This window comes from Neopararhizobium haloflavum (assembly GCF_002750855.1).
Classification (GTDB): domain Bacteria; phylum Pseudomonadota; class Alphaproteobacteria; order Rhizobiales; family Rhizobiaceae; genus Georhizobium; species Georhizobium haloflavum.
The window spans coordinates 1-12,404 of sequence record NZ_NWUC01000001.1 but is presented as its reverse complement, the minus strand read 5'-3'; the positions used below and the strand labels follow the sequence as shown (position 1 = coordinate 12,404).

The following is a 12,404-nucleotide window of genomic DNA, read 5'->3' as shown; positions in this document are numbered from 1 at the left end:
ATGCTTCGAGTTCCCCAAATTCCGCTCAAGCGTGATAGCGGGGCGGCAGCGCCGACGATCGCGGACAGCGGATTGGGGGCGCCTGCTCATGTCCGATCCGAGTTCATGCGCGGTGGCCGCGGCGTCACGATGTCGACTTGGCGCCCTGCCCTGCGCGATGTCTCCGACGATGTAGCCGCCGCCTGGGACGCGGCGGCGGGACGGGCCGTCGATGTCATCCAGAACAGCGGATGGATTGCCGGCGCGATCGAGCAGGCCGCAGCGAATACGGTCGGAAACGGCCTGCGCTTACGGTGCATGCCCGAGAACGAGCTTTTCGGAATGTCCGAAGCGGACGCGCAGAAGTGGCGGAAGCTGGTCGAGCAGCGTTTCAGCCTTTGGGCGAACAACCCGCTTGAATGCGACATCGAGGGGCGGCGCACGATCGGCCAGATGCAGGACGCGGCCTTTCGGCAGTGGTTCGCTACAGGGGAAATCCTCGCCGAGATCGTCTATCGGCGTCGCTACGGCTCGCGCTACGGGACGAAGGTCCGGCTATTGTCGCCGCATAAGCTTTCGCGCACCGACGACCCGCTCAATCGCGTGAAGTCTGGCGTGAAAATGAATGCCGACGGTCTGCCGATAGCCTACGTGGCTCGGCGTAAGCACCCGTTGATCGGCGAGTATGACGCGCTTGTCCCGGCTCGCGATGCGCTCGGACGGCCGGCGGTGATCCTCGTATTCCAGGGGCTACCCGGACAGGTCCGGGGCATTTCACCCCTGACCCCGGGACTGAAGGTCGCCAAGCAGTTTGATCAGCTTGCGGACGCGACGCTTCTTGCGTCGCTGATCCAGACGGTTTTTGCCGCTGCGGTCCAATCGGATGCGCCGACGGAGGATATCCTTCAGGGGCTTCTTTCGCCGCAAGAGCAAGCGATGATGGCAGCGGAGGGCGTATCGCCCTTTGAGGCTTGGTATCAGGCGCAGGCCGGGTGGTACGACGGGAATTCTATCGATGTCGGGATGGGCGGGCGCATCGCGCAGCTTTTCCCCGGGCAGAAGATGGAGTTCCTTTCGCCCAACCAGCCGACGACGGCCTACAAGGACTTCTCGCTTCATCTCCTTCGGGAATTGGCGCGTTGCCTGGGGCTGACATACGAGAGCGCGACTGGCGACTATTCGGATGCCAGTTACTCGTCCGTTCGTATGGCTGGGACCGAAATCTTCGCGATCACGTCGATGCGCCGGAAGCATATCGTCGCCCCGCTTTGCCAGCCAATTTACGAGGCATGGCTTGAAGAGGCGATCGAGAACGGGGACGTGCCCTTCCCGGGCGGGATCGATGCTTTCCTTGCCAACCGGACGGCAGCTTGTCGCGCCGAATGGCCGGGAGCACCGAAGCCCCAGGCAGACGATCTCAAGAGCGCGAAGGCGCATGAGGTCTACCGGAACATGGGCGTCATCACCGACGAGATGATCGCGAACGATCTCGGCGTAGACATCGAGGATGTCTACGCGCAGCGGGATCGAGAGCGAAAGCTTCGGGAGCACTATGGCCTCCCCGAGCCGGTCCAGAACAACGTAGGCGGCGCCCCGGGGCAGCAAGCAGAAGCAAGCGAGGACGACGATGCCGATCGAGCAAGATGATCCTTGCAAGCGAGCGAAAGAGCTTCGCGCGATCCGCGATGAGATCATCACCGGGGTCGGCGTCGTCGAGACTGACATCGAAAGCGGCAACGGCGGTCGGCAGCGCGTCAAGTACTCTGCGGCGAACCTTACGAGGCTCGACCAGGAGATTGCCGCGGCTGACAACGCCTGCGCGATCAGGAACGGCAAGCGGCCCCGTCGCTTCGCAATCATGCCGAGGTAGACGATGAACCGACACCTTCCCCTGCTGGCCGACAGGGTTCTAAACCGGCCCCTCCTTCTCGATCCGTCGAAGGCGGAAGTCATCCTTGCCGCTCTTGAGGGCCGTATCCTTCCCGGCTCGCTTGAGGCAGGCGATGAGGGCGCGCAGGCCGGGGATCAATCCCCGGCCGCGCTGCATCCCCAGGCAAGCCGCTTTGTTGGGACGAACCGCCGCGATAGCGCGCGGGGGTATGGCCTGACGCGGAAGATGGGGAGCACGGCGATCATCACGATCGATGGCTCACTCGTTAATAGAGGCGCTTGGATCGGCGCTTCGTCCGGCCTTGTCTCCTATGAGGGGATCGAGGCGCAGTTGATGGACGCGGCAGGCGATCCCGAGATTTCGGCGATCATCCTCGACATCAACAGCTTCGGCGGCGAGGCGACCGGCATGTTCGGGCTCGCGGCTACGGTTCGCGCGCTTCGGGAGCAAAAGCCGATCGTGGCCTTTATCAACGATGTTGCGGCTTCGGCCGCATACGGCATTGCCGCATCGGCTACGGAAGTTGTGATATCTCCGACTTCTGTCGTGGGGTCGATCGGTGTCGTCATGCTTCACCTTGATCGCTCGGACGAGCTTAAGGCGAAGGGCGTCAAGCCGACCTTCATTCACGCGGGCGCCCACAAGGTGGACGGCAATTCTTTCGGCCCGCTTACCGAAGAGGTCCGCGCCTCGCTTCAGCGCGACGTGATGACCTTCTATGACCGCTTCCTCGAAACGGTCGAAGCCGGGCGAGGCGAGCGGACGACCGCCGCCGCCGCCCGTCGAACCGAGGCGAAAACCTTTATCGGACAACAGGCCATCGACGCCGGTCTCGCAGACCGGATCGGGACGCTTGCCGAACTTCTCGCTTCGCCATCCAAGCCCGGTCCATCGGGCCAAACCGCACAGGAGACAGCCCGTATGTCCGGGGAGAACGAAAACACCATTACCGCTGAAGCCCACGCTTCCGCAGTCGCCGCCGCTCGCAAGGAAGGCGCCACCGAGGCGTCTGCGCGGATCAAGTCGATCCTTTCTTGCGATGCCGCCAAGGGTCGCGCCGAAATGGCAATGACGCTTGCCTTCGAAACCGACATGTCGGCGGAAGCCGCCGAGAAGGTTCTCGCCTCTGCACCGGCAGGTGCAACGGGCAAGGCCGATGCGACGCTCACGATCGAGCAGCGCGCGGCCGGCGCCGCCGAAATGGGCGCAGGCGGAGAGGAAGAGCCGATCGCCGCCGCCAAGGCCGGCTGGTCGGGCGTCGTCGACAACATCAACGCGCGCGTCGCTTAAGACGCGTCGCCTCGTCCTCAATCGGAGAACCCCGAAATGACCACTTTCGAAGAAGGCCGGCACCCCGGCGAATTCCTCCTGTCGGAGGCCAACTTCCACCGCAGCCGCGGTAAGGCGACCATCGCTGCCGGCGCCGGGGTTGTGGCGCCCGGCACGGTCCTCGGCGCCATCACCGCCAGCGGGAAGATGATCCCATCTGGCAATGCCGAAGTCGTCGGCAGCGAAGGCGCGGAAACCGGCGTAGCCATCGCCCTTTACGGCTGCGATGCAACGGACGCTGACCAGGAAATCGCGATCATCGAGCGTGATGCCGAGGTCAACGGCCACATCCTGACGCTCGACGATACCGTCAACGACGACACCAAGCGGGCGGCTAAGGTCGCCCAGCTTGCCGACGCCGGGATCATCGTTCGCTACTAAGCGCCGCGATCAGCCCCTCGAATTCTTTTGACCCGCTTCGAGCGGGCTTTTTTATGGGAAAAATAGGATGCTCGACATCTTCCGAAATTCCGCGTTCTCGGTCAGTGCGCTGACGGACGTGGTCAATGAACTGAAATACCGGCCCTCGCGCATCCGCGATCTCGGCCTCTTCTCTTCGACTGCCGTCTCGACGACTTCGATTGCGATCGAAAGCATCGGCGACATCCTCCAGCTTGTGAAGCCGTCCCCGCGCGGCGCCCCAGGCGAAACGCGCGACATGCCGAAGCGCAAGCTGCAGAACATCACCATCCCGCACTTCCAGCGCGATTGGCATGTCTATGCAGACGAAGTTCAGGGCATCCGCGCTCTTGGCTCCGAGACGCAGCTTCGCACCGTCCAGCAGGTCGTTGGCGAGAAGATGAATGCCAACATGGCGGACTTCGAAGTCACTGAAGAGCATGCGCGCCTGGGCGCGGTGAAGGGCATCGTCACCTATGCTGACGGGACCACGCTCAACCTATTCGATCAGTTCGGCGTCCAGCAGCAAGGCGTGATCTACTTCGATCTGTCTGCGGCTGATCCGGCAGACGGCGCGCTGCGCGAGAAGTGCGTCCAGACAATCCGTCTGGCGCGCAAGCAGCTTGGAGGTCTGAGCTTCGGCAATCTTCATGCCTTCGTCGGAGACAACTTCTTCGACAAGCTCCTGAAGCACCCCGAAGTACGCGAGACCTACAAGGGCTGGTCTGACGCGCAAATCCTGCGCGAAAGCTATATCGGCCCGAACCGCGCTTCGAACCCGATCTTCGAGTTCGGCGGCATCGTGTGGGAGAACTACGGCGAGATCGATGGCGAAGGCATCGGCGTCGGTGTCGAGGAAGCACACATCTTCCCGACTGGCGTCCCCGGCCTCTTCCGCACCTATTACGGGCCTGCGGACTACATCGAGACCGTCAACACGCTTGGCCGTCGCCTCTACTCGAAGCAATGGCCGATGCCGAACGACAAGGGCATCAACGGCGAGATGCAGTCGAACGCACTGCAAATCTGCACCCGCCCGAAGGTGCTGCTCAAGGGTAGCAGCGCCGCAAGCGGTTAAGCTGTAGCCCGCGGATAAGGAAAGTCGATCATGTCCTCGCCGTTTCATAGAGCAGCCCGTCGCGCACAGGCGGCGGTTGCCAAGGTGCACGGCGAGGACATCGACCTTATCCCGATGACATCGACAGACTATTCGACGGCCCACGATAATTCGCGGCCGATCCAGCAGATCACGGCGGTCTTGATGACCGCATCCGAAAGTGTCGGCCTCAAGGGTCAAGTGACTGGCCCGGGCAGCGACTTCCAAGGCGGCGCCCGGATCGTGACGGACGACCCGGTTCTATGGATAGCATCCGAGACCGTAGACGCGCTCGAATGGCGCCCCAAACGAGGCGACATCGTGCGAGCAACCGCACGCGAAGGTGGGCCGCGCAGTTTCACGGTCATCGCCGCGTATCCGAACGACAACGGCGATATGAGCCTATTTATGACGCGCGGGGCGGCGACGCTCCCGCCTGAAGCGGACCCGTCGCCATGAGCATTGCAGCCCTTGCTATCCGCCTTGCAGCCCGCCGCCTGATCGAAGGCGCGACAATCGCGGAGAGCAAGGTCTACGACAGCGCGATCTCTTCCCTCGACGAGCTTGTCTCGAAAGAAGGGGCGAAGCCGCTGATCATCGTATCGACGGAAGACGAGCGAGTGTCGCCCAAAGGGCGCGACGTGCTGGCCGGCGACCGATCAATAGACCTGATCATCGAAGCGGTTCTCGGTTCAGCCACGAATGCAAACAGCGAAGAAGGTGCCGTCAATATCCCGGCGACCGATGCCGGGCTCGAGTTATCACTCGCGCTCATGTCGCGGCAGATCATGCGCGCCCTATACGGCTCAAGCGGGCCGTGGGCTTCGATCTTCCGAAAGCTTGCACCCCAGGTCGGAAGTGTCCTGACGCGCCGCGGTGCGAGCGCGAGCGGCACGCGCTTCGCGGCGAAGCAGATCATCCTTACGGTCGAGCCCCTGGCCGAGCCTCCCTTCGGGGTGGCGATCGAGGGGGTTTGGCTCGAATTCATCGATGCGCTCGAAGCCGACGAAGCCTACCAGCATTTTGCGTCCGCAGTCCGAAGCGCAATCGTCGGCGAGCCCATTCCCGAGTGGCGTAGGGCGGCGCGGTCGATCGGGCTTACCGACAGTGAGGCGCGCGGTATTGGCATCTTCGGCCCGTACCTTCCACCGGAAGAGCCGGTCGAATGGAACGAGGTCGAAATCGAAGGCATCGGCGTGATTGATCAGGCCGAAATCGACAGGAACTTGCCGGATGAGTGACAATCCGCTCCAAGCGCTGACCCTTCGTGTTCTCGCGCTTGAAGCGCGCGTCGCCGGAATGGTGCGGCGCGGGCCGGTGGAAGAGGTCGATACGGCAGCACAGACGGTTCGCCTGAAGTTGGGGGAAGGCGCCGACGGCCCGTATCTATCCCCGCCGATCCCTTATGCGCAGCATTCGGGCGCCCTCAAAGCCCACATCCCGCCCCGCAAGGGGCAATCGATGGTCATCTTGAGCGAGAGTGGCGACTTCAAGCAGGGGGTAGCGATGCCCTCAAGCTGGTCGGACGCCGACAAGTCGCCAGGGGACACGGCCGAGACGAACGTGATCACTTTCGGTGGCTTCACAATCGGCTTTGCCGGCGACGTGCTTGTCATCAGCGGCCCGAAGGTTCGCCTCGAATGCGGGGGTTCGACCTTCGACCTATCCGGCGACGGTCTGCGGATGAGCGCCCCCGATTATCAGTTCGACTGACAGGAGACGCGGATGCCTGGGATCGCTTGCGTCGGCGTCGATACGGCCGGCGGCTCGCAGATGGGCGGCGGGCAATCGAAGTTTAAGGTGCGTGGCATCATCGCGGTCGTCCTGGGCGATCCGGTCACACCGCATCCGCCGCTTGTTCCGCCGGGCAATCCGCACATCGCCGGGCCAACAATGGCAACGGCGACATCGAAATTCAGAATTGGCGGCATCCCTGTATGCCGGGCCGGTCATCTGGCGTCTTGCGGCCACGCAACATCGGGACGTGGCTTCTTCCGCATCCCTTAAAGGAGCAACCGAAATGACGAAACGCGAAGACGATCTCGAAACCCTTCTGCGCGAGCGGCTGAAAGACCCGCGCGCGATGACGGCGGCGCTCTCGATCAATGCGAACCGGGTCTTCCTGACATTCGGTGGCGTTGCCCGAAATGGCCGCGTCGTCCTGCAAGTGAAGGGGGATGACCTGGAGATCGTCCATCGGCCGGAAGCTGAAGAAGACGCGGAAGAAGGCACGGAGGCCGGCGACGAAGGAGCGGAAGGCGGGGTCGATCCTGCCGACGAAGGCGCCGAGGGCGCCACGGATGAGCCGGTCGATCCAAGCGATCACACAAAAGACGAGTTGATCGAAATGGCGGAGAAGTCCGGCGTCGAGGTCAAGTCGAGCATGACGAAGGCTGAGATCGCGGAGGCGATCAACGCCAAGTAAGGAGCCCACCATGGCAGACGCGGTCGATCTTCTAAGTCCAAGTGTCGACATCGATCGCGTCACTGGCGGGAACATCACCGGCTGGGATCAGGTCGTCCAAAGCATCGACGAGATCATGCTTACCTCGTTCGGCGAGCGCATCATGCGCGAGTGGTTCGGATCGATGGTCCCTCGCCTTCTCGGCGAGAACCTGAACGAAGAGACAGTCATCAACTTCTTCGCCGCGATCGGCTCCGCTCTCGATCAGTGGGAGCCGCGCTTTCAGATCAGCCGGATCGTGCCGATCAGTGTCGATCGCAATGGTCACTTTGAAGTGCGCCTTGAGGGCATCTATCGGCCCCGTGCGCTTCTCGGTGACTTCTCGGCTGAAGGTGCTCGGAGGGTGAACGTCTTCCGTGACGGATCGGGACTTAGAGCGAGGGACGCATGAGCATCGATCTATCAAAGCTGCCGAAGCCGAACATCATCGAAGAAGTGGATTTCGAGGAAATCCTTGCGGAGATCGAGGCCGATCTAGTTGCGCGGTTCCCTCAGGTTGCGCCGGTTCTTCAGACGGAAAGCGCGATCGTCAAGAAATTGATCCAGGCTTACGCCACTCGCGAAATGCTGATGCGGCTGCGGATCAACGACGCCACCCGCGCCGTCCTTGCCCCGCTTTCTTCCGGGGCGGATTTGGATGTAATCGCTGCCCGCCAGGGATTGCAAAGGCTCGTCGTCACGCCGGCCGTTGGAACCACCCCGGCCGTCATGGAAAGCGACGATCGGTTCCTTATTCGCTACATGGCCTCATTCGATCGGCAGTCGGCCGGATCGGCCGGTCTATACGTCTCCGAAGCCATGAAGGCTTGGCCGCAACTTCATGACGTGCGCGTGAACGGCTTCCAGGTACACGGGCGCCGCGGCGACACGGACATTGTCATCATTGGCCCGGCGGGAGCCGCGCCTACGGAAGTCGAGCGCGCGCTTGTGAGCGCTGCCGTTCGCGCCCCCGGTGTCAAGCCAGAGGCCGTCAGCGTCGCGGTAATCGCCGCGAAGCGGGTAGAGTACGCCGTAGACATGGTTCTTGTCGTTCGCGACGGGCCAGATGCTTCGGTCGTTATGCAGGAAGCCGAAGCGCGTATCCGCGCGGCCGGTGATGCGCGAACGAAGATCGGCGAGGAAATCCCTCCTGGCTATCTTGTCGGCGCAGCCTTTGGGCCGAGCATCATCTCTGTTCGTGATCTTGCGCCGGTCGTAATACCGCCTGATCCCTATTCCGTGCCTGTTCTTACGTCGATCAATCTGACCGTGGAGGCGCAATGATGAACGGCGTAAGGAAAACCATTGGTCGGGACCGGATATCGGTTTGCGAAAACACCGAGAACATGGACGTCGACCTCTTTCGTGGTGATGTTTTTGAGGAAGTTCGCCGTTCTGTTTCGCTGGTTCGGCAGACCTTAACGCGAAGCGATTTCCTTTCGCGCACGACCCCGTCCCCTCTTTCACTGAGCACTCGTATTCGGATCAATTCTCCACATCGGGTATCTCGCAAATGAATGACGCATCGATCCTTCCGCGCCATTCGAGCACGACGGAAGAGGCCCTCGCGAAGATTTCGGCCGACCATCTGCCGATCCAAATCCGCGACGTGGTTAATGCTGAAGAGACCCCGGTTAATTTCGTCCCGTTCCTTGCGGGGCACGAAAGTGTCGACCTGTGGTTCAGCGATTGGTCGATGTCGCGCAAGCGGCAGATGGTCAACGAGGCGACGGAGCTTGCGAAACTGAAAGGCACCCATGAGGGGGTCGTTCGTTATCTGGCCTATGTCGACGCTGACGTGATCGACACCGTGGCTTATCCAGCGCGCTTCGTCTTCGGCCGCTCGGCCATCGGCATCACACCGATCGGCCATCCACCATTCAAGGCGCGGTATCTCGTGCGGGTCTATCTGACAAAGCCGGTGAATGCCTTCGTCCTCGGCCGCTCGGCCGTCGGGATGGCGGCACTGCGCCAGCCTGATCTTGAGCCGATCCGCCGCGCCAAGCGCGCGCTGCAGGTCTCCAAGGCACCGGAGACCGAATACCTGATCTCATTTGCCTGGCGCCGTCCGGCGACCTTCGGCGACGCCCTGCCATTCGATGGCGAAGCGCCCTTCGGCGGTTACGTCGATCGTGCGCGACTTTGAGGATGACACATGAACAAGCGCGTTGATTTTTCCAATGCCGAGATCGCTTCGCCGGAAGACCTCAGCAGCATCGGCATCTTCGCCATGGACGGCGATGAGCTGATCCATGGAGCGGCGCTCGGCTGGCCGGCACACTGGTCCCGGATCACGGTTGCTGAACTGACCTCGGACGTGGTGCAGCTTTCTCCCGGCGCCTACCACAAGGAGGGTGCGGTCTACACCAACGAAGCGCCGATCGAGGTCAACCTCCAGTCTTATAAGCCGCCGGTGTCCGGCGACGAGCGGTGGGTTGCCCTCATCCTGCGCGGTTCGGCCGTGACCAGCAACGCGACGCGAGCCTTCGAAACATCCGAAGAGCCGCTCACCGAAAGCGTCCCGGTCAACCAGTCGACGCCGAAGTATCACTCGCTCGACATGAGCGTCGTGGTGCAGACGGGGCCGATCGCACCGCCGCCAGCTCTGCGCCCGACCGTTGCCGAGAACGATTGCTGTGTCGCGTTCGTCAGGCTGACGACCTCGGGCATCGCCGAAATCGTTTCCAATTCCGGCGCACGCGTGAAAACCGTCTATGAGCTCGATGGCCGACTGACGGCTGTCGAGCAGGCGATCGAGGTTGTGGTCGAGACGACGGCAACCATCCAGACTGACATGGCTAACCTTGCGGCCAAGTTCAAGCTGATCCCCGATCCACGCATCTTTCGGCAGATCACGCGCGATGTCTCGATCACGCGGCAATTGCTTAACTTTCCCGAGGAAGCACGAAACTACTATTTCGATCAGGGCCTCCTGCGAGACTTCTGGGATTTCGCCTATGTCGGCGCGGACATGCGGGTTCTGGAGGGCATCCGCTTTCCGTACGAGAACCAACGCGAGACGCAGCTTCGGCTCTTGAACCCGGCGTCAAGCGACATCGACATCTACGACAATACGCTGGTGCTTCCGGCTTACACCGAGCGCCGCCGCATCGAGAACAAGCTTGGCAGTCTGCGCAAGGACATCGCGAACACCGTCCACACGATCACCACGGCGACGCAGCACCAGACGACCCATACATCGATCCGCTATGGCGAAACGATCAATGTGTGCGAGAACACGGTTGGCTGGCAATCCATCGGTGGTCGGAAGGCCGGTGAAATCTTTGCAGTCGGAGGCCAGGAGTTTGTCTCCAAAGGCAAGACCGACAATCCCTGGAACCAGACGGCGACGGCGCAGAACGGCCATAGCCAGTTTGCTGCGCAGCGTGTCATTCGCGACACGTTCACGTCGACCTATACGACCTATCACACCGAGCAGTTCGGCCTGTCGGGCGCTGTCTACGGCCAGACATTCGTCTGCAGCCAGATCATGGTTGCAACGTCGCTTGAGCTCTACTTCACCCGCGTCGGGTCGGAAGGTGACGTGCTGCTCTGCATCTGCGAGATCACGCCATCTGGCGCGCCGGATTATTCGTCCGTCATCGCCAAGGTGAACAAGCCGCAAGGCGACCTTCAGGTCAATGCGTGGAACAAGTTCGCTATCCCTCCAACGCTGCTTGAGCAGGGCAAGCGTTACGGCTTCTTCACGGTAACGACCGGCAACCACCAGCTTGCAGCTACCGGCGAGAATGCCTTCCCCGGCGGAACGATGTTCGTGTCGTCCGATGGCATCTGGTCGCAGGGCGACATCCGCGAAGACATATCGTTCCGGCTCAATGCGGCGCGCTTCGAAGCGTCGCGCACGGTCGTGCCGTTCGAGAACCTGCAGCTTACCGGCGGCATGTCGGAACTGCGCATGGTCTACCAGGGCTGGGAGCCGGACTTCACGCGGCTCGTCTGGGAAGTGAAGGCGGAGGGCCAGAGCGAATGGGTGCCGATGGACGAGCGGGAGGATAACCCTCTCGCCAATCTGCCGGCAAATGTTCAGCTGCGGGCCGTCTTCGTCGGGACGGAGGATGTCGCGCCGTCGATCATCCTCGACACGAATGCGCTCTCGATCACCGGGCGCATGAAGCACAACATGGAGGCGGTCAGCCAGGAACTCGACTTCGGCTTTGCCACCGACGAGCTGCAGATCGTGATGAATGTCGACGCCTATCAGGCGATCAACCACGACTTCACACCTTCTCTCATCATTGACGGGAGCGTGGTGGCGGCAACATCCGTGAGCGAGACGGTCGATCCTGAAAAACCGTCGCGGTCGACCTTCGTTGCCAACTTCACACTGGGGGCCGCGGCATCGGCCTGCCGTCTCAAGGTGGACGGCCACACGAACAGCCAGATCAACGTGCCGTTCGTCCAGGACATCCAACTCAACGCCTTCTGAGGATCACGCCATGGCTGAAAGCACTGAGCCCTATAGCGACGGGCAGACCTATCGAATGCGCGTCGCCTACCCGGCCTATGCCGGCCGTCTGAAATACCTGCCGCGCGACGAGCATCGCGCGGTGGGCTCGCTCTTGAACCGCCTCGTCTCGGAGTATGGACCCGATGTCATCGCTTCTGCCGAACCGATCTGACGGCTATCAAGTTACCGTCAACTTCACCTTGTCGCCGGCGGTCTGGAATGCTGCGTTCGGCGATGTGGCCTTGCGGCTGGACGACATCGAGGCAGTCGTTGCGGCGGGTTATGCGGCCGCGCAGGAAGCCGGCACAGCGATGGCCGAAGCCATCATCGAGAACGCCGTCTCCGATCAACTCGACCAGATCGGGCAGCGGATCGGGGATTACAACGAACAGCTCGATCTCGCCGAAGACCAATTGGCCGCGCTTCAGCAGGGCGGCGTCGAGGCGATCAACATCACGATCCCGAATTACGGGATATACGAGAACGTCAATGCGCAAGGGGCGTTCTACGAGCTCAGCGATTATATCGACAGCATCTCGGGGGCGCTCGATGGCCCGGAGGCGTTCACGTTTTCCTTTGCGGGCGGCTTGACCGTCAATTGGGCTTCGGAGTCTGATGCCATTGGAGGCGTCAATGCTTCGCGGCCCATGACCCCGCTTCGGACTGCGCAGGCCATCGCGGCTCTTGCGGGCGATGTCGTCAAAGAGGTGTTCACAGCGTCGGGTACGTTCACGAAGGAAGACGATGATTTTGCCTATTTTGTAGAACTGTGGGGCGGTGGTGGTGGCGGCTATGGATA

Annotated in this window: 16 protein-coding genes; all 16 read left to right on the top strand. The window is 61.9% G+C overall.

Annotation, left to right across the window (positions count from 1 at the left end):
• Nucleotides 1-1,626 carry a phage portal protein gene (locus CN673_RS00080; RefSeq protein ID WP_099863739.1) on the top strand — a complete coding sequence of 542 codons (1,626 nt, stop codon included), beginning with the start codon at nucleotides 1-3 and terminating at the stop codon, nucleotides 1,624-1,626.
• Complete coding sequence (locus tag CN673_RS00075) at nucleotides 1,607-1,849, top strand: hypothetical protein (protein WP_099863736.1); 243 nt, start codon at nucleotides 1,607-1,609, stop codon at nucleotides 1,847-1,849. The genes CN673_RS00080 and CN673_RS00075 overlap by 20 nt, the downstream gene beginning before the upstream one ends.
• Before the next feature lie 3 nt (nucleotides 1,850-1,852).
• On the top strand, nucleotides 1,853-3,160 hold the full coding sequence (locus CN673_RS00070; protein ID WP_099863733.1) for a S49 family peptidase: 1,308 nt from the start codon (nucleotides 1,853-1,855) through the stop codon (nucleotides 3,158-3,160).
• 36 nt (nucleotides 3,161-3,196) lie between these two features.
• The gene (locus CN673_RS00065; RefSeq protein ID WP_099863731.1) at nucleotides 3,197-3,580 is read left to right on the top strand and encodes a head decoration protein; all 384 of its coding nucleotides are present in this window, start codon (nucleotides 3,197-3,199) and stop codon (nucleotides 3,578-3,580) included.
• Nucleotides 3,581-3,647: 67 nt separating this feature from the next.
• On the top strand, nucleotides 3,648-4,676 hold the full coding sequence (locus tag CN673_RS00060) for a major capsid protein (RefSeq protein ID WP_099863728.1): 1,029 nt from the start codon (nucleotides 3,648-3,650) through the stop codon (nucleotides 4,674-4,676).
• A 30-nt stretch (nucleotides 4,677-4,706) separates the two neighbouring features.
• Nucleotides 4,707-5,153, top strand: a complete 447-nt coding sequence (locus CN673_RS00055) for a hypothetical protein (RefSeq protein WP_157928727.1) — start codon at nucleotides 4,707-4,709, stop codon at nucleotides 5,151-5,153.
• On the top strand, nucleotides 5,150-5,935 hold the full coding sequence (locus tag CN673_RS00050) for a hypothetical protein (RefSeq protein WP_099863722.1): 786 nt from the start codon (nucleotides 5,150-5,152) through the stop codon (nucleotides 5,933-5,935). Before CN673_RS00055 ends, CN673_RS00050 begins: the two co-directional genes overlap by 4 nt.
• Nucleotides 5,928-6,407 (top strand): phage baseplate assembly protein V, encoded by a 480-nt coding sequence (locus CN673_RS00045; protein ID WP_099863719.1) that lies wholly within the window; start codon nucleotides 5,928-5,930, stop codon nucleotides 6,405-6,407. Before CN673_RS00050 ends, CN673_RS00045 begins: the two co-directional genes overlap by 8 nt.
• Nucleotides 6,408-6,419: 12 nt before the next feature.
• Nucleotides 6,420-6,701, top strand: coding sequence for a PAAR domain-containing protein (locus CN673_RS00040; protein ID WP_099863715.1), 282 nt, complete (start codon nucleotides 6,420-6,422; stop codon nucleotides 6,699-6,701).
• Nucleotides 6,702-6,714: 13 nt separating this feature from the next.
• Nucleotides 6,715-7,119 (top strand): hypothetical protein, encoded by a 405-nt coding sequence (locus CN673_RS00035; RefSeq protein WP_099863711.1) that lies wholly within the window; start codon nucleotides 6,715-6,717, stop codon nucleotides 7,117-7,119.
• A gap of 10 nt (nucleotides 7,120-7,129) precedes the next feature.
• Entirely contained in the window at nucleotides 7,130-7,549 is a 420-nt protein-coding gene (locus tag CN673_RS00030) for a GPW/gp25 family protein (RefSeq protein WP_099863707.1), read from the top strand.
• On the top strand, nucleotides 7,546-8,421 hold the full coding sequence (locus tag CN673_RS00025) for a baseplate assembly protein (protein ID WP_099863704.1): 876 nt from the start codon (nucleotides 7,546-7,548) through the stop codon (nucleotides 8,419-8,421). The genes CN673_RS00030 and CN673_RS00025 overlap by 4 nt, the downstream gene beginning before the upstream one ends.
• 229 nt (nucleotides 8,422-8,650) lie before the next feature.
• Nucleotides 8,651-9,283: a phage tail protein I gene (locus CN673_RS00020; protein ID WP_099863701.1), complete on the top strand. Its 633-nt coding sequence runs from the start codon at nucleotides 8,651-8,653 to the stop codon at nucleotides 9,281-9,283.
• 9 nt (nucleotides 9,284-9,292) lie between these two features.
• Nucleotides 9,293-11,584 carry a hypothetical protein gene (locus CN673_RS00015; protein ID WP_099863698.1) on the top strand — a complete coding sequence of 764 codons (2,292 nt, stop codon included), beginning with the start codon at nucleotides 9,293-9,295 and terminating at the stop codon, nucleotides 11,582-11,584.
• A gap of 10 nt (nucleotides 11,585-11,594) precedes the next feature.
• Entirely contained in the window at nucleotides 11,595-11,777 is a 183-nt protein-coding gene (locus CN673_RS00010; protein WP_099863695.1) for a hypothetical protein, read from the top strand.
• The coding region (locus tag CN673_RS00005; protein ID WP_198585843.1) for a hypothetical protein at nucleotides 11,749-12,404 on the top strand (656 nt) is incomplete at its 3' end. The genes CN673_RS00010 and CN673_RS00005, both read left to right, overlap by 29 nt.